The sequence below is a fragment of the Dysosmobacter acutus genome (assembly GCF_018919205.1).
Lineage (GTDB): Bacteria > Bacillota > Clostridia > Oscillospirales > Oscillospiraceae > Oscillibacter > Oscillibacter acutus.
The window spans coordinates 405,488-421,974 of the sequence record NZ_JAHLQN010000001.1; the positions used below are offsets into that span (position 1 = coordinate 405,488).

Genomic DNA, 16,487 nt, shown 5'->3' on the forward strand with positions numbered 1-16,487 from the left:
CAATCTATCATATGTGCGACGTTCTATAGGTGCGCGTCATGCTGAGCCGCCGGAGTCCTTCCGGGCGGTCTCCTCCCGCACATAACATGTAGATAGAAAGAAAAAACTACATGTGAGGGAGACACTTATGAACGCTTATAGAGAGAGAATGCGTCAAATTTTGTCCGACCATTTCAAAACGACAAGAAGAACCATGCAGATTTCACAAGAGAAGATGTCCGAGCTGTTGGGGATTGATGTCAGATCATACGTCGAATTGGAGCACGGACACTCCTTATGTTCTACGCCGGTATTGCTCAAATTCATGTTCAACTGCGATGTGGATCAAAAAAAATTACTCAGTGACTTGGAATCCGTTGAACAGTATTCCGACGAGGAGAGCGCAGGGTGACGCTATGATAGGAAATAAGGACTGTCCGGTTATGGGCAGTCCTGTTTCAATGCGTGGCAAGGCGCTCACGAATGAGGACGATCTGCTCAGTTGCGGAAGTATGGGTGGAATGGAAGCGGGCTGTGCCAACCTTCAAATAATAGGGCGTGTTCTCATCAATAAATGCCTCAAGCCTCCTCCGTATCTCCGGCCTGCGCATTGTCCGCAGCGCTTTTTCCTCCAGGCTCCGCGCCTGGTATGGAGTGAGGCCGTATTCCGCGCCAATCTCCGCAAGCGTTTTCCCCTGATAGAAGCGGCGGCGCAGTGTGTCCGCCTGCTCTTCAGGAAGTGCGCACAGGCTCTTCTCAAGCTCTGCGTGCAGCTGCTCACGCCATATCCGGTCCTCTGCGTCCTCAAAGCCGTCGCATGGGTCCTCTATGCTGTCTGCAATGGTGAGGCCGTCAGCCCCGTGTATTGGCTCATCAAGGCCCATAGAGTAGTCAAGCGCATCGCGCCTTGTGCTGAGATGCCCTGCGGCCTCTGCAAATGAGGTTTTCAAGGCTATGTCCAGCCACCCAATGAAGGACATGCCTTTTGACGGGTTATAGCTGCTTGCAGCGCTCATCATGGCAAGAAAGCCGGATTGGTAGAGGTCTTCCTCCGTTACGCCTCCGCAGCCGCCCAGAGCGCGGAACCGCTTCCCGGCCTGCATGGAGACAAAGCGCTCTACACCGTCCCACAAGGCCGCTATACAGTCCTGCTCACCCTGCTGTATCCTCACCGCCAGTTCCTCATTGGTCAATCTTAAGCATCCCCTTCGCCATAGATTCGTTTAATCAGATGGGCGACACGCTCTTTCAATTCTTCGTTCTCGGATTCAAGCTCAATCATTCGGTTTTTGAAGTGATAGGAAGCCGTTAAATACAGCTCAATCACGGCGCTTTCCTGTTCTGCCGACAGTTCCGGCGCAATGGCTCTTAATGCCGATCTTGTAAAAATATAACTGTTTTTCATACTGCCTCCTCAAAGCGCAGAGGACGCGCGGACTCCTGCCCACACGCCCCCTGCCGTGGTGTCTTAACCGGCGGACTCTGCCGCCACAGCCTGATAGTAGATTGCCTTAGCCTTGTTTTCAAGCACGAATGCATCATAGCAAATGCGGCCTTCTACCAGAGCACCGGAGATGCCCGGCGGGTTATCGTGAATGGTGTAGTCCTCCAGCTTCACCGGGGCCACTGTCGCCACAGGATGTGCAATCAGAAATCCGAAATCAGCGGGAAGGCGGTTAGCGGGAATCTTCTGCACGGTCATGCCGTCCAGAATACCAATTGCTCCCTTCAATCGCAGATCGTTGCCGATGTCAGTTTCCATCACGATGTCCTTGCATTTCTTCATGATGGTGTAGATCGCCGGTGTCACCACCAGAACGCGGCCGGTTTCGGGGACCTGGGAATCATCCAGAGCCAGGGAGCCATTTAGGATTTCTGTATAGATGTTTGAAGCGGTCAGGGCCAGAGCAGTGGGTTTGTGGCCTGCGTTTTCACACATCACGCCGTAGGTGTAGGTATCTACTTCGGGGATCACGACTTCGCGGTTCTGCCGAGCTAAAGCGGAAGCAGCGGCCAGCTGCCGGGCGGTCTCATCGGTATCCAGCTTATCAATCGCGAACGTGAAGGACCGATCCTTCTTTAAGGTGAACTCCTCCGTGGTAGCGTCCAGGGCGGACACGGCCCCGTAACGGCTCCAATTCCCCTCAGCAGGGCCGGAACGGCCATAGTCGTTCATCTTGGACGTTGTGACCTTGTAGGCCTTCACTGTATGCGCACCGGTCCAGTCAAAGTCGTGGTTAGTCAGGAGGGCTTTCTTGCTCTCAGTGCTAAACTGTTCATCGGTATAGGGTGCAAATTTGGTTGCAAGTGCGATAGACATTATAAATCACTCCTAAAATTTTAAATTTTAGGCTTAAAGGCTTCGGCAATCCTGCTGTCAATAGACTCGCTCATTATTACCGGCGGTTTGGGCGTATCAGCGCCCCTGACTTTCGCAAGCATTAGCGGAAACTCTTTTGCAAGAGCATCCACAATCCCGCAGACCCGGTCTTTATCAGTCGTATCCAAAATATCCAGCAGTGCCGCCGGATACTGTTTGCCGTTAAGATATTCCCGGCAGTCAAGCCGGGCCTCACGGGCCTTTAAAGCCTGTTCTTTTTCGTCTGGCTCTGCTTTGGTGAGCTTCTCCCGCTCCCGTGCCAGCCGGTCGGAGACAATGCGGTTTACATCGTCTTGCGTGAATGTCCGCTCGCCCTGCCCACTGGTTTCCGCCGTGGCTGCGTTGTTGGGCTGCGTATTCACATTGGTGTCGTCCATAAAAACCTCCGTTTTACGCCGTGAGTCCGGCTAATTTGTTGCCGGGACATGTGTCCCGACCACACATCCCGCATCTTTAGTTTACAATAATTATAGTATTATGTCAATCTACGGAAAAGAAAACAGGGGGCAAAGCCCCCTTGCTTTCCTCTTTTTTATGTTGGAGATTTCTTCGCTCACTGCCTCCGATTCCAACGGGCCGCGGCAGCGCTGATCGCATCGTAGACCATGATATCCTTTCCGCCGATCAGCTCATGGCCTGTGAACTCGCTTGGTGTGGAGCATTTGCATTTACTACAGAGCACCACAACACGGATACGTCCGCACATACTGCCAGCGTACACTTCCGCCTCCTCCCCGCAAAATGGGCAGCGGCGCAGCTCCAGAGAATTCACATAAGTATCTGCCAAATCAATGCTTGACAGCATGTCCTTGTCTCCGGGGTTATGTACTAACCTGCTCATACTTGACATCCTCCCTCATCTTCCGTTATAATTGGAGGCAGAGTCAGTTTGTTCCACCTCGCGCCCGCCCTTGATGTTTGCACCATCAGGGGCGGTTTTTTCTTTGTTCCCTCTTGGTTCAAGGGCGTTTTTCTCGGGGTTCCCTCGGGGTTCAAGCTCACAATCACACTTCTCGCCCGGATCAAGTGCTGCTCCGCACTCAGGGCATTTTCTGTAGTAGCTCATTTTAGTCCTCCTTTCTATCGTCTGGACAGGTGTCACTATATACGATTTTGGCAGAGCCACTTAGATCAATACATCCGTCACCGGTTGTAATATCCATGAGCTGGACATCCCTGTAACCGTCTGCATGTTCAACTAATGCGAGGCCAATAACGCGTGTGTGGAATATACCGCCGTAGCCGTCCACCCTTATCCACATATCATCAGGCGCGGGGATAATCTGTAAAATTTTCTCGTCCATTTGCTTTTCTCCTTTCATATATGGGCACCCCCTGTCCCTCGCCCCTTCAGGAGGGACGTTGCATGTCTTTCTCATAGAGAGGGGCGGAACTATTCTCCCCCGATAGCGCCCCTTCAGAAGGGACAAGGGACACCCCCTATAGTAAATTGATAATTCTAATTCCACGGTCCCCATTCGATTTAACGCCCATCTGAATACCGATACCATAGCCCGAATAGAGTTCATCACGGCGAGATTCAAGCTGCTTACGCACCTCATCGCCAGAATTTTTGATTTGGCAGTGATAAGCGTATTTAAAAACATCCTCATATGGTAGGAACATCCCCGCACTTCTCTTTTCAGGTACATTACGAATAATCCAATCACAAATCGGGTTCCCTCTGATATCTTCCTTTGGAAGGTTTACAACCTCTTGCCACTCTCCAAGCCGATCATCAAATACAAGGTTCATTTCGCCTCCCTTTGCGTCTCTCGGGGTGTATTCCAGAATCGCCTTTCCGTCAAACCGTTTCCCGTCTGCAATAAGGTTTAATACTGAATCGGCAGAACCGGAAATTCCCATTGTGCCAGACATACGCTCAAAAGAATCCAAGGCAAAGCCTGCGCCTTTTTTGTCGTGATGGATACACAAAATTGCAATTTTTTCCTCTATTGCCATGCGCTGAACAGGTTCTAAGAGGATTATTTCTGCATCGTAGGCATTGGAGCTCCCCGCCTTAAAATTTCCGCGCGCCCTGCTGTATGTATCAATAACTATCATCCTGATTTTTGGGTTTTCCCTATGGAGTTCCCGCAGCTTATCCACGAGCCCGTCTGCAAGGCGTTCTTTGATGTTGTTCGTGATGAAGACATTTTCGGGAATATCCGTAGACATTCTTTCCGCTCTTGACGCCGCCCGTGACTTCGAGCCCTCCAAATCAAGATAGGCCACGTCGCATTTTACTGTTTTCCGCCCTAAAAATGGCCGACCATCTGCAACGGAAAAGGAAAGTTGCAATCCCAAAAATGTCTTGCGGATTTTAGGCGCCCCAGATAAGAAAGACAGTCCACACGGAATCATACCGTCAACAATAAATTCCGGCGGTCTCCGCTCTTCTTCCGTCAGACTGGGGATCGTATAAAAGTTAAGTGAATCAAAGGTACTTTTCTTTTCCGGTGGCATATCTGCCGTTCCCTGCTTATAGCGCCCAACGCTCTTGCAAATGGTTTCAATCTCCTGTTTACTCAACGGCGGGTCGCAGCGGCTCTTGTTAGCCTCCATCATGGCGGCGGTGATCTCCTCCACAGTCAATCCTTTCGCCCGGAGAGATGCTGCGAGCCTGAACATCTCATCGTTGCGTTTCCCCTCTGTGACCTTCTCCGGGGCGGCGCTGTTGGTTGGCTTGTCCTTTGTTTTGCCCTGAAGCATAAGCCTGTGCAGCCAGTCTGGGAGCGGAGCAAGGGCGCAGTTAGTAGGTGTGTGGCCTGCCTCCCATTCGTATGTACGCCCGTTCTGATGGACGCTGGGAGGCGCTATAACATAGCCGCCATTTCCTCGATAATCCAAACCGGGAGCAAACTCTACGCCCACTGTCAAAGCCGGGTCATCACACTGGAAATAGTAATGGACTCCACCGCCTCCGGTCAGGCACATCCAAGTTTCAGGCAGCGGGCCGTATTGCCCCTCCAAATCGGCAAGGGTTTCATCCCCATACTTTCCCGCATCGTGGTTTATGTCCACATCCAGTACCACAATACCGTTTCCCGTGGCGATTCCGATATTATACGGGCAGTCCCACCACTTTGCGATCTGTTCCAAGTCTGTGGTTGCGTCCTTGCATCCGTGAGCGGTAGCCGGGGCCTTCTCCTTCGGGCGGCATGGGAACACGCGCAATCCCATTGGAGAGGCATAATCCTTCGCGCGTTTCAGGAGCTTCTCTCTGCTCACTCTCCCACCGCCTTTTCAAAAAAGCGGTCATACTTCCCGTCAAGGATGTCCTGCACAAGCTGCTGCTCTGTGCAGCCGACAGTCCCAAGGCACAACTCGTCCCCTTCCGTGGGAGGCGGATTCCATGCGACAAATCGGAAGCCCTTCTCCACGTCCTCAGCGTAGAAGTAACAGTCTTTTGGCCGTCCCTGCATGATCTATCCCTCCCATCAAATATTAACGAGCTTGTCCACGAGGATTCTCGTCTCTGCGGCCCGCTGAACGCGTTCAAAGGCCAGTTTTCGCGCCTCTACGCTGTCTTTAATCATGGACGCATATGCTACAGCATCCAGCTCAAGCCGCCGTTGTAGATCGTCCAGAAGCTCGATAACAGCTCCAAGGTCTTCCGGGGAAATTTCGATTTTCATGGCTTGTCCTCCTTTTGTGTTCAATGCTCCATGATGTCATCCACGGGGATTCCCAGTCCTGCGGCGATCTTGCCGACTGTCCGGGGTTCTGCCGCGCCTCTGCGCACGACGGTATACAGGACCTGCGTGGAAATGCCGCACAGATTAGCAAGCTCAGTTTTGGTCATGAATCGCTCTGCAAGGATGATATCGATCTTTCGTGTGTTGACTTTCATTTTTTTGTTGATCTCCTTTCGTTTCTGTGATATAGTGTGTGTATCAGAAGTCTGGTTTAAGTGTAGCACCATTTATCTGGTATTGTCAACCATATTTCTGATATTTGTCAAATATTCCAAAATACGGGAGATGGATTCATGTTTTATGACCAATTTTATTCCCAATGTGAGATAAGGGGGATAACTCCAACTCAGGTTGCAAGAGATATTGGCATTAGACAATCAACTGTTTCCATGTGGAAAAAGCAGGGGACAACGCCCAAATATGACACGCTCAAAAAGCTGGCTGAATACTTTGGCGTAACTGTTGATTATCTGCTTGGAAAGGAAGCCCCAAATGCTTGGGATGGAAAACTTGTAGCCACACAAAAACCGAATAGCTCCGGGAAAAAGATCACAATTGACGTAGATGATTTGACACTGTCTCAGCTCGAGATTTTAATAGAAGCGCTCGGCCCACAGGCAGAAGAGCTTAAAGTTCCAATTGACCGACTGGTCAAACTTGCGGAGGAGATCAGGTCAGCCCCCAAAGACAAAACAGATAAGGAGTGACACACATGTTGGACGAGAAAGATTTACAGGCAATCGCGGCATTGATTAAAGCTGAGACAGAACCACTACGGGAAGAAATCAAACTGATCCAAAATAAAGTGGAACCATTGCAGGAAGAAATCAAACGTACAAAAAGTGAATCCATCGCCATGATGGAGGCTTATTTTGAACCCAAATTTGACCTGTTGGCAGACAGCATCATGGCCATTAATGAGAAGCTGGACACAATGCCTACGAAAGAGGATTTGGAGCCGCTTGAACTCCGCATTGACGCTCTGGAAGCAATTGTGAGGAAACATAGCCGGGAGATCGCGGAGCTGAAGAAAGCGCAGTAATCCGGGGCAAAAAAAATAGCCGCCCCAACACGGAGCAGCTTGACAATTTCATATAAGGCGGTTATACTGAAAATACAAAAGGGCGCTGCGACAAGCGGTTAGCCTCTACAGTCTAATTTCTTGCGAAATGACCGCTCGGGCAAGGGGCGGTCATTTTCTTTTGCAAATCTGGAAAACCAGAGATGCAACGCCTACGATTAAAATACCAATCTGAATCAGATCGGAATATGTAACCATTGGCATCACCTCCCTTCCGGGAAGTGCTAACCGCCTGCCGTTGTGCAGCGCCATAGACAAAATATCATAATGCCCGACAAAAAGCAACAAAATCGTGCCTTTTTCACAATGGGGAAAACGGAGGTGAACGCCATGCGGGCCGCAGCCTATGCAAGATACAGTACAGATAAGCAGACAAGGAACTCTATTGAATACCAGCTGACGGAAATAGGGAAGTACTGCAAAGAGCACGAGATTACAGTCGTAGCTACGTATACAGACGAGGCTGAGACTGGTACGAACATGGACAGGCCCGGCTTTCAGGCCATGGTAAAAGCAGCGGGGCGTGGAGAATTTGAGGCTGTTGTTGTATACGATATCACACGCGGATCGCGTGATGTGGGAGACTGGTTCAGCTTCAGGAAGGCTATGCTGATGCTTGGCGTTCAAGTGATCGCCGCAACTCAGAATTTGGGCGATATTACGAACAGCAATGATTTCCTTGTGGAGCTACTTTCCGTCGGCATGGGCCAAAGGAAGTCCTGGAAAACCGTCAAAAGTCCATTAAGGGCGTTGCCGTAAAGGCCAAAGAGGGAAAATTTCTTGGCGGCGTGCCCCCATTGGGGTATAATGTGGTTGATGGGGCCTATGTCGTCAATCCTATTGAGGCCAGAGCGGTCAGAACCATCTTCCGGATGTATGGGGAAGGGGAGAGCTATAACGCAATCCTTGAGGCTGTAAAAGGCACCGTAGGAAAGCGTGGCCGCCCTCTGGGGAAGAATAGCCTGCATTCTATTTTGAGCAATGAACGATATGTTGGAACCTATACATGGAATAAGCGCAGAGTGAAGTTATTCCGGAAATGGGCGGGAGGCGCTCCGAATCCGAATTGTGTTCGCATTGAAAACCAGATACCGGCAATCATTGACGAAAAGCTGTGGGAGAGGGTGCAAAAAAGAATGTGTGACAATAAGAGGAATGCTTCCAATAAGGCAAAGCGCGCATATTTATTATCCGGGCTGATCGAATGCGAGGAGTGCGGGGGCGCTTATGTCGGCCACACCTCGACCAGCTCCAAGGGCTATGAAACCAGATATTATGTTTGCGGGAACAGATACCGGACGCATACCTGTCATGCAAAGAACATCAATGCGGATGAGGTGGAAACATTTGTTGTCCAGCAGTTAAAGGCGTATCTTCTTGCTACGGACTTCAGGACGGAATCTCAAAAGATCGCCGACCAGGTGAATCACTCCTCGCCCGATCTGGTGGCGGAGCGGGCGGAGCTGGCCGACGTTACAGCTAAGATCAACAACGGACTCAAGGCCATTTTGAACGGAATGGATATTCCTGAACTGCGGGATGAAATGGATCGACTCCGCGTCCGCAAAAGCGAGCTGGAGGACATCATCGGCCGCCGCACCGCAAATCGCCGCCCGGTTGATCCCGAGAATATTTTCCAAGTCTTTCAATCCTCCCTTGATAACTGGGACACCGATCTCCCCAATATCATCAAGCAGAATATAACAAAAATATACGCCCACACCGACGGGTCTTTTACCGTCAATGTAGGCGTACATTTGATTGGTTGCGGAGACAGGACTTGAACCTGCGACCTCCGGGTTATGAGCCCGACGAGCTACCAACTGCTCTACTCCGCGATATTCACTTGCAGCCTCCCACCAAGTCCGAATGGTGCCGGTGACCGGGCTCGAACCGGTACGGTATTGCTACCAAGGGATTTTAAGTCCCTCGTGTCTACCAATTCCACCACACCGGCAGATATCGGCAACAATTAGATTACCACGATATCCTCCCATCTGTCAAGGTTTTTTAAAAACAATTTTCAAAAAACTTTTCGCCAGAATTCGTGTGCACGGTTTCATGCAATTTTTCCGCTCGTGGCGCATATACTGCTTAGATACTGAAAGGAGGTACACTATGAACAAGCAGTATTGCGGCGATTTGGACGATATGATCTTTCAGGACGAATGGATTCCCAGCGACCGTTAGACGATCGTCCCCCCGCCCACAACTCTCTCGCCGTCGTAGAGCACCACGGCCTGACCAGCGGTGATCGCCCGTTGGGGCCTTTCAAACCGCACACGGATTCTGCCGTCGGCAAGCTCTTCCACGGTGGCGGCCGCCTCGCTCTGGCTGTAGCGGGTCTTGGCCGTCACCTCCATGGGCGCGTCCAGACCGGGCACAGAAATCCAGTTTACCCGCTCGGCAATCAATGTGTCGGTATAGAGCTCCGCGTCCCGGCCCAGCAGGACTGTCCCCGTCGGGAGGTCCTTACCCAACACGTAAAGTGGCTCCGCGGCGCTGACACCCAGGCCCTTCCTCTGGCCGGTGGTATAGCGCTCCAGGCCCTTGTGACGGCCCAGCACCCGGCCCTGCCGGTCCACAAAATCACCCGGCTCCGGCACGACGCCACCGAAACTCTCCAAAAACTTCATGTAGTCGCCGTCGGGCACAAAGCAGATATCCTGGCTGTCGGGCTTATGGGCATTGACCAGCCCACACCCCTCCGCCATGGCCCGGATGGCCGGCTTTTCATATTCACCCACCGGCAGCAGCAGGTGGGCCAGCTGGCGCTGTGCCAGCTGATAGAGCACATAGCTCTGATCCTTTTTCCGGTCCAGGCCCCGCAGCAGCAGCCATCGGCCGGATGCCTCGTCATAGCCCACCCGGGCATAGTGGCCTGTGGCCAGATAATCGGCGCCCTCCGCCATAGCCGCGTCAAACAGGGCCCCGAACTTGACCTCCCGGTTGCAGTCAATGCAGGGATTGGGCGTACGCCCGGCGCGGTACTCCTCCACAAAGCGCTCCATCACCCGCTCCCGGAACCGCTCCGTCAGGTCCATCACCCGGTGGGGAAACCCCAGCGCCGCCGCCACCGCGGCGGCGTCTTTTATATCGTCGGCAGAGCCGCAGACGCCGGGCCGGTCCTTATATCCGTGGAGCCGCAGCGTCACACCGGTGACGTCATAGCCCGCCCGACAGAGCAGCACGGCGGCAGCAGCGCTGTCCACGCCGCCGCTCATGGCAACATATACTCTGTCCATTCCGTTTCCTTTCCGTGAACGCCGGGTTTCCCGGTTCAATCCATGTTCCGGCAGGAAAACGCCGCCTCCGGCAGCGCATCCGCCAGCTCCACAAGGGTGGGGTTCTTCCCACCGGTATAATCTGCCCCCGAATCACTTACTTCCATGTTCACACGCCTGTCCGGGAAGGAACAGGTTACCCTTGTCCCCAACCCCTCCTTGGACTCCACCAGCAAACTGCCGCCCAATCCCCGGGCGATCCTGCGGCAGACGGGAAGCCCCAGGCCCATCCCGTGGGGATATGGCTCCATACGGTTCGTATCCGTATAGCGGCAAAAGAGCGTTTCCATCCTCTCTTCATTGATACCGGTCCCATTATCGGAGATGGAGAGAATGCCCATCCTCCGGACAAATTTCAGATCCATGACCACATTTCCGCCCTTTGGCGTAAATTTAAAGGCGTTGGACAGCAGGTTCAGAACCATCCGGTCCAGCCCCCGCTGGTTCATGGCGACCACGTGTTCGCTCTCCCGACAGGTAAACTGAAACTCCAGGCCAAGCAGGTCCGCCTGCGGCTTCACCCGCCAATAGAGGTCCTGCACCATCCGCACAATTTCATAGTTTTTCAGCGGCAGCGGGTTCGCAGACTCCATTGAGTCCGCTTCGGACAAGTTAATCACCAACCGCACCAGACGATAGTATGCCTGATACAGTTTGGCGGCCTCCGCGTCCAGAGCGGGATTTTGCGCACGCAGCTCAGGGGGGGCAATATTTTCCAGGGCGCCCCCCATAGTTCCCATCGCGCCGCGGAGCTGTGCCGCCACCCCGGGCAGCAATTCGGCCAGCAGCTTCTCTTCCATATACTGAATCCTCTTTCCTGCTCATCATTCCCATAGGTTTTGCAACAACGCCACACTCAACCATGGAAAACTTCCCCTGCCGCGCAGTCCGCTGATTCTTTCGGCCTTTTCTCTCCTTAAGAATAGCAAAATCAGGAAGAAAACTCAAGAGACTTTTCGATTTCTGTCGAACAGGTCTTTGCACATGACAGTTCCGCATTCTTTCCCATACAGTTTTTCACTGTGCAATCGTCACAATAAACCTTACGTAATTTTATACGCAATTTTGCGCAAAATCTAAAGACAAATCGAATGGTTCTGTTATAATGGACGTAAGCATAGTTTGCTTTTGCCTAAATTACTGGGGCGGCTGATAAAAACAGGATGGAAGGGATTTGATTACAATGGGAATCCAAGTGGGCATCAATGGATTCGGGCGCATCGGCAGAAATGTTCTGCGTATTCTGATGGAGCGCGGGGATCAGTTTGACTTAAGGGGCATCAACCTGCGCAACGCGGACCTGGACTATATGGTCTATATGATCAAGTACGACTCGGTGTTCCGCGCCTTTGCCGGCACCGTGGAGCACAAGGGCGGCTATCTCTACGTCAACGGAAACAAAATCAAGGTGTTTTCCGAAAGCGACGCGGCCATGATCCCCTGGCACGAGTGCGGCGCCGAGTACATCATCGAGTCCACCGGGGCATACAACTCCACGGAAAAAGCCTCCCGCCATTTTATGGGCGGCGCGAAAAAGGTGCTCATCACCGCCCCGGACAAAGACGGCGTCACCCCCACCTTTGTCATGGGCGTCAACCACATGGAATACCGCAGGGAGATGACCGTTGTCTCCAACGCCTCCTGCACCACCAACTGCCTGGCCCCGCTGACCAAGGTGGTCAACGACGCCTTCGGCATTGAGCAGGCCCTCATGTCCACCATTCACTCCGCCACCGCCAAGCAGAAGGCGGTGGACTCCCGGGCCGGCCGCGACTGGCGCACCGGCCGCTCCATCCTGGGCAATATCATTCCTTCCACCACCGGCGCGGCCAAGGCCGTGGGCCGCGTCATCCCCTCTCTCAACGGCAAGATGACCGGCATGAGCTTCCGGGTCCCCACCAATGACGTGTCTGTGGTGGACCTTACCGCCCGGCTGAAAACCAGCGCCACCTATGCCGACGTATGCCATGCCATCAAGAGGGCCTGCGAGGGACCCATGAAGGGTATTATGGACTATGTGTCCGAGCAGGTGGTCTCCTGCGATCTGATTGGAAATCCCAACACCTGCATCTTTGACGAGACGGCGGGCATCATGCTGGAGGACAATTTTGTCAAGCTCATCGCCTGGTACGACAATGAGTGGGGCTATTCCAGCAAGGTGCTGGACCTGCTGGCCCACATGCACGGGGTGGACAACGCTGAATAATATTTTATTGGAAAAAAGGACCGGGGAAGCGGATTGCTTCCCCGGTCCTCTTTTCTTTTTTCTCAGCTCCAGAGCTTGCCGGCCACATCATAGCCGGAGTAGTCCGCCACGGAGTTCACATCGCTGAGCATCACGGAGGTGACGCCGAAGAACCGGGCCAGCTGAAGCCGGGCGGCCACAGCGTCCTCATCGTTGTACCAGACGGTGGTCTGTCCGGCGCCGCTGCCGGAGACGGCGTAGGCGCTGGCGTAGCGGCCGGCATGATACCCGGCGCCCTTTTTGAGCAGCTCCTCAATCTGTGCCGCGGTCCGGCTTCCGTCCGGGCGGATTTGGTCTCCTTCGCCCTTCCATGCGGAGCCGGTGGTGGTCAGCAGCACGGTGGTCTTCCAGGCGGGCACCTTGCCCTGAAGCTCGGCAAGGGCGTAGTACAGCTCCTCCAGCGGCTCCAGAGGCGCGATGGGGAATCCGCTCTCCGTCTGCTCATAGGAGGCCAGGCGGAGGATCACCCTGTCCGCCGTTTCACCCAGGGCCTCGTAGTCGTAGCCCGCCGGGGCCTCGTCGTTCCAGGCGGGCGCGTCCACCATCACATAGAGGAGCTTTCCCTTTGCCATGCGGCCTTTGATCTCCTCCGCCAGTTTGACCAGCTTTTCCTTCCCCGCAGAGCTCAAGCCCGGCACATCCAGCAAAATGCCGTCATAGCCGGAGAGCTCCATGTTGTCCGCCAGCGTCCAGGCAACCGCCTGCATGCTGCTCATGGTGTCTTCCTCCACCACTTCTTTGCCGCATACGGCGTGCATCAGCGCCCGGCTCCCGGCGCCGCGGACCATGTCCCGAACGGTTGGGTCCCCTTGGAACGTGGCGTCGATTCCCTTTAGCTCGGCCATCTCCACCGCCACGGCATTCATTCTGACCGGCAGGGCCCTGGTGTCCTGACTGGCCAGGCCGCCCACAAAGGAGGTGTTCAGATGGTACTTTTCATACACACGCATCAGCAGCACCGCCGCCTGTTCCCGGGTGGCCTTTTGACCGGGAGAGAAGGTAGTGGGTGAGGTGCCGTTGACCAGCCCCAGGTTGTAGGCCACGGCAATATAACCGCTGTTGGTGGTCAGGTCGGTGAAGGGAGAGGGAAGCTGCTGCACCAGTCCGGCCAAGGCCTCGTAGTCCAGGGCCCGGACGATCATCACCGCCATCTCCTCCCGGGTGATGGGGTCGCCGGGGCGGAAGTACTCGCTTTGCAGCGTGACGGCCCCGTGGGCATAAGCGGCTTCCACAGCGCCGTAATACCAGGCCGTCGTGTCTTTCACATCGGAAAAGGTGGGTGCGGCGGGACGCACCTCCGTCCAGCCGAACAGCCGGACCAGCGCGGTTGCAAAGGCGGCCCGGGACATCTGGTGGCCGTAGCCGAAGCGGGCGCCGTCATAGCCGGAGAGGATCCCGGCCTCCACGGCCCGGGCAATGCTCTCCTCCGCCCAGCTGCCGGCGGGCACGTCGCCGAAGCGCGCCGCGCCCAAGGCGCTTACGCTCAGCGCCGATACAGTCAGGGCCAGCGCCAGGGCAAGGGATAAAATCCGTTTTTTCATGCGTTCATTCTCCTTTCGCAAAGCGGCTTTTGGAGATAGTCTGTCCCACATTTTAGCAAATTATGGCCCGTTCGTCAAATTTTGGTGCAAAGATGAGCAGTTTTCCCTTTACGTGCGATACAAAATTTGCTATACTTATTTAGTTATTGTGGAGTAATAGCACTGCTTTGAGAGGGGAGGCGGCGGAAATGAAGTATGAGCGCTGGAACGTGGCCGGGGCCTGTGACGGCCTGGCCGCGGAGCGTCTGGTGGAAAACGGATATCCGTATCTGTTGTCGCTGGTGCTGGCTTCCCGGGGCGTGGACACGGTGGAGCAGGCCGCCGCCCATTTGGAACGGGACCGCCAACTGAGCCATTCCCCCTTGCTGATGCGGGACATGGACAGGGCCGTGGAGCGGATTCAGCGGGCCATTGCCGCGGGCGAGCTCATCGCGGTCTACGGCGACTACGACGTGGACGGCATCACCTCCACCTGTCTGGTCATCGACTATTTGAAAAACGCGGGCGGGCGGTGCCTGCGCTATATTCCCCGGCGTATTGAGGACGGCTACGGCCTCAGCTGTGACGCCATCGCCTCCCTGCACAGCCAGGGGGCCACGCTGCTCATCACCGTGGACTGCGGCATCACCGGCGTGGAGGAGGCGGCCTTTGCAAGGGAGTTAGGCATGGATGTGGTCATCACCGACCACCACGAGTGCAAGGATGTTCTGCCCGACGCCGTGGCCGTGGTGGACCCCCACCGCAGCGACTGCCCCTATCCCTTCAAATCCCTGGCCGGCGTGGGCGTGGCGCTGAAGTTAGTGCTGGCCTTAGGCGGGGAAAACCGGGAGGACGCCCTCTTTGCCCGCTACTCCACCCTGGCCGCCATCGGCACGGTAGCCGACGTGATGCGCATGGAGGGGGAGAACCGCACCATCGTCTACCGGGGGCTGGAGGCCCTACCCCACACGGATTTTGTGGGCATTCACGCCCTTTTGAAGGAGGCGGGCCTGACGGGAAAGGCCGTCACCTCCATCCAGATCGGATTTGTCCTGTCCCCGCGGATCAATGCCGCGGGGCGCATGGGGGCGGCCGATCTGGCCGCAGAGCTGCTGATGACCGACGATCCCGCCCGGGCCGAGGAGCTGGCCCGCCAGCTGTGCGAGCTGAACCGGGAGCGCCAGGCGGTGGAGCAGAGCATCTGCACCGAGGCCATCGAAAAAATCCAGGCCCTGCCTGAGAGCGAGCGCAGCGCCCTGGTCCTGGCCAGCGAGGACTGGCATCAAGGCGTGGTGGGCATTGTGGCCTCCCGCCTCAGCGAAAAGTACTCCTGCCCAAGCTTTATGATCCACCTTCAGGACGGATGCGGAAAGGGCTCCTGCCGCAGCTACGGCGGGTTCAACCTCTTTGCCGCCCTGGAGTTCTGCTCCGACCTGCTGGAGGGCTTCGGCGGCCATGAGCTGGCCGCCGGCTTCACCATCCGGGAGGAGAACATCCCCGCCTTCCGCCAGCGGATGAACGACTTTGTCCGCCAGTCCTGGGGCGGGAAGCTGCCGGTCTCCTCTTTGGAGGTGGACGCGGTGATTGCCCGGCCCGGCCGCCTCAGCACGGCGGAGGTCGAGGCCCTTTCCCAGCTGGAGCCCTATGGCTCCGGCAACGCCCGGCCGGTGTTTGCCCTTTTCGGCGCGGTGGTGGACTCCATGCAGAGCGTGGGCCAGGGCAAGCATCTGAAGCTGCGCCTGAGTAAGGGCTGCCAGAAATTCGACGCCATCTTTTTCTCTGCCACGGCCGATCAGTGCGGCATATGCGCCGGACAGAGGGTGGATGCCGCCTTCCACCTCCAGCTCAACACCTTCCGGGGCATCACCAACCTCCAGCTTCAGATGATCGACATCCGCCCCTCCCGCTACCCCAGCCGCAGCGAAGCGGAGTCTGCCGCCCTGGTGCAGCGCCTGATGGAGAACGGCCCCATTTCCGCCCAGGAAGCCTCCCGGATGTTAGGCAGCCGGGAGCAGTTTGTGCGGCTGTGGCGGTCCCTTGCCCAGCGCGTGGGCAACGGGGACCTGGAGACCCCGGCCCTGCCCCTGCTGCGGGCGCTGGCCTCGGACCTTTCCGGCTGCGAATCTTTCCTGCGGGCCTCTTTGGGCCTGGCGGTCTTCTCCGAGCGGGGCCTCCTGTCCGTCCGGCGGAAGGAGGAATACCTGCTGCTGCGGCTCACTGACCGCGGCGTCAAAGTCGACTTGTACGCCTGTCCCTATCTGGACCGGCTCTCTTCCATACTCACTCCCCGAAACTGAGGT

The 16,487-nt window shown here is 55.4% G+C and carries 20 protein-coding genes and 2 tRNA genes; 6 read left to right on the plus strand and 16 right to left on the minus strand.

Features of this window, described 5'->3' with window-relative positions; translation table 11 throughout:
• Positions 1 to 437: 437 nt before the first annotated feature.
• From KQI82_RS01855 to KQI82_RS01905, 11 genes are all read right to left on the minus strand, one after another.
• A complete protein-coding gene (locus KQI82_RS01855; RefSeq protein WP_216557915.1) occupies positions 438 to 1,172 on the minus strand; it encodes a sigma-70 family RNA polymerase sigma factor in 735 nt (244 codons plus the stop codon).
• A gap of 2 nt (positions 1,173 to 1,174) precedes the next feature.
• Entirely contained in the window at positions 1,175 to 1,384 is a 210-nt protein-coding gene (locus KQI82_RS01860) for a hypothetical protein (RefSeq protein WP_216557918.1), read from the minus strand.
• Between the two features lie 63 nt (positions 1,385 to 1,447).
• A complete protein-coding gene (locus tag KQI82_RS01865; protein WP_338148931.1) occupies positions 1,448 to 2,185 on the minus strand; it encodes a hypothetical protein in 738 nt (245 codons plus the stop codon).
• 134 nt (positions 2,186 to 2,319) lie between these two features.
• Positions 2,320 to 2,736: a hypothetical protein gene (locus KQI82_RS01870; RefSeq protein WP_216557924.1), complete on the minus strand. Its 417-nt coding sequence runs from the start codon at positions 2,734 to 2,736 to the stop codon at positions 2,320 to 2,322.
• A 176-nt stretch (positions 2,737 to 2,912) separates the two neighbouring features.
• The gene (locus tag KQI82_RS01875; protein ID WP_216557927.1) at positions 2,913 to 3,200 is read right to left on the minus strand and encodes a hypothetical protein; all 288 of its coding nucleotides are present in this window, start codon (positions 3,198 to 3,200) and stop codon (positions 2,913 to 2,915) included.
• A gap of 15 nt (positions 3,201 to 3,215) precedes the next feature.
• Positions 3,216 to 3,425: a hypothetical protein gene (locus KQI82_RS01880; RefSeq protein WP_216557929.1), complete on the minus strand. Its 210-nt coding sequence runs from the start codon at positions 3,423 to 3,425 to the stop codon at positions 3,216 to 3,218.
• A gap of 1 nt (position 3,426) precedes the next feature.
• Positions 3,427 to 3,663 (minus strand): hypothetical protein, encoded by a 237-nt coding sequence (locus KQI82_RS01885; protein ID WP_216557931.1) that lies wholly within the window; start codon positions 3,661 to 3,663, stop codon positions 3,427 to 3,429.
• 136 nt (positions 3,664 to 3,799) lie between these two features.
• On the minus strand, positions 3,800 to 5,590 hold the full coding sequence (locus KQI82_RS01890) for a bifunctional DNA primase/polymerase (RefSeq protein ID WP_216557934.1): 1,791 nt from the start codon (positions 5,588 to 5,590) through the stop codon (positions 3,800 to 3,802).
• Positions 5,587 to 5,784 (minus strand): hypothetical protein, encoded by a 198-nt coding sequence (locus KQI82_RS01895; RefSeq protein ID WP_216557935.1) that lies wholly within the window; start codon positions 5,782 to 5,784, stop codon positions 5,587 to 5,589. The genes KQI82_RS01890 and KQI82_RS01895 overlap by 4 nt, the downstream gene beginning before the upstream one ends.
• A 15-nt stretch (positions 5,785 to 5,799) precedes the next feature.
• Positions 5,800 to 5,997: a hypothetical protein gene (locus KQI82_RS01900; protein WP_216557937.1), complete on the minus strand. Its 198-nt coding sequence runs from the start codon at positions 5,995 to 5,997 to the stop codon at positions 5,800 to 5,802.
• 20 nt (positions 5,998 to 6,017) lie between these two features.
• Positions 6,018 to 6,212, minus strand: coding sequence for a helix-turn-helix domain-containing protein (locus KQI82_RS01905; protein ID WP_216557940.1), 195 nt, complete (start codon positions 6,210 to 6,212; stop codon positions 6,018 to 6,020).
• Between the two features lie 138 nt (positions 6,213 to 6,350).
• Between KQI82_RS01905 and KQI82_RS01910 the strand changes: the two genes are divergently transcribed.
• The 4 genes from KQI82_RS01910 (at position 6,351) to KQI82_RS01925 (ending at position 8,922) form a co-directional block, all read left to right on the plus strand.
• Positions 6,351 to 6,764: a helix-turn-helix domain-containing protein gene (locus KQI82_RS01910; protein WP_216557943.1), complete on the plus strand. Its 414-nt coding sequence runs from the start codon at positions 6,351 to 6,353 to the stop codon at positions 6,762 to 6,764.
• Positions 6,765 to 6,769: 5 nt separating this feature from the next.
• The gene (locus tag KQI82_RS01915) at positions 6,770 to 7,099 is read left to right on the plus strand and encodes a hypothetical protein (protein WP_216557946.1); all 330 of its coding nucleotides are present in this window, start codon (positions 6,770 to 6,772) and stop codon (positions 7,097 to 7,099) included.
• A 345-nt stretch (positions 7,100 to 7,444) separates the two neighbouring features.
• A complete protein-coding gene (locus KQI82_RS01920; protein ID WP_216557950.1) occupies positions 7,445 to 7,897 on the plus strand; it encodes a recombinase family protein in 453 nt (150 codons plus the stop codon).
• A 38-nt stretch (positions 7,898 to 7,935) separates the two neighbouring features.
• On the plus strand, positions 7,936 to 8,922 hold the full coding sequence (locus KQI82_RS01925) for a recombinase family protein (RefSeq protein ID WP_216557953.1): 987 nt from the start codon (positions 7,936 to 7,938) through the stop codon (positions 8,920 to 8,922).
• On the opposite strand, the gene KQI82_RS01930 is transcribed toward KQI82_RS01925, so the two are convergent.
• The 4 genes from KQI82_RS01930 to KQI82_RS01945 all read right to left on the minus strand — a co-directional run bounded on the left by KQI82_RS01930 (position 8,901) and on the right by KQI82_RS01945 (position 11,222).
• A tRNA-Met gene (locus tag KQI82_RS01930) sits at positions 8,901 to 8,976 on the minus strand. The two genes, KQI82_RS01925 and KQI82_RS01930, sit on opposite strands and share 22 nt — an antisense overlap.
• 32 nt (positions 8,977 to 9,008) lie before the next feature.
• Positions 9,009 to 9,095 (minus strand) — tRNA-Leu (locus tag KQI82_RS01935).
• Positions 9,096 to 9,324: 229 nt separating this feature from the next.
• Positions 9,325 to 10,383, minus strand: coding sequence for a tRNA 2-thiouridine(34) synthase MnmA (gene mnmA, locus KQI82_RS01940; RefSeq protein ID WP_216557956.1), 1,059 nt, complete (start codon positions 10,381 to 10,383; stop codon positions 9,325 to 9,327).
• 35 nt (positions 10,384 to 10,418) lie between these two features.
• Positions 10,419 to 11,222, minus strand: coding sequence for a sensor histidine kinase (locus tag KQI82_RS01945; protein ID WP_216557959.1), 804 nt, complete (start codon positions 11,220 to 11,222; stop codon positions 10,419 to 10,421).
• 383 nt (positions 11,223 to 11,605) lie between these two features.
• Here KQI82_RS01945 and gap point away from each other — a divergent pair, with 383 nt between their 5' ends.
• The gene (gene gap, locus KQI82_RS01950) at positions 11,606 to 12,628 is read left to right on the plus strand and encodes a type I glyceraldehyde-3-phosphate dehydrogenase (RefSeq protein WP_216633591.1); all 1,023 of its coding nucleotides are present in this window, start codon (positions 11,606 to 11,608) and stop codon (positions 12,626 to 12,628) included.
• A 62-nt stretch (positions 12,629 to 12,690) separates the two neighbouring features.
• Here gap and KQI82_RS01955 read toward each other — a convergent pair whose 3' ends face one another.
• Complete coding sequence (locus KQI82_RS01955) at positions 12,691 to 14,208, minus strand: S-layer homology domain-containing protein (RefSeq protein ID WP_216557962.1); 1,518 nt, start codon at positions 14,206 to 14,208, stop codon at positions 12,691 to 12,693.
• A gap of 188 nt (positions 14,209 to 14,396) precedes the next feature.
• On the opposite strand from KQI82_RS01955, the gene recJ reads away from it, so the two are divergent.
• Positions 14,397 to 16,484, plus strand: coding sequence for a single-stranded-DNA-specific exonuclease RecJ (recJ, locus tag KQI82_RS01960; protein ID WP_216557965.1), 2,088 nt, complete (start codon positions 14,397 to 14,399; stop codon positions 16,482 to 16,484).
• Positions 16,485 to 16,487 lie beyond the last annotated feature (3 nt).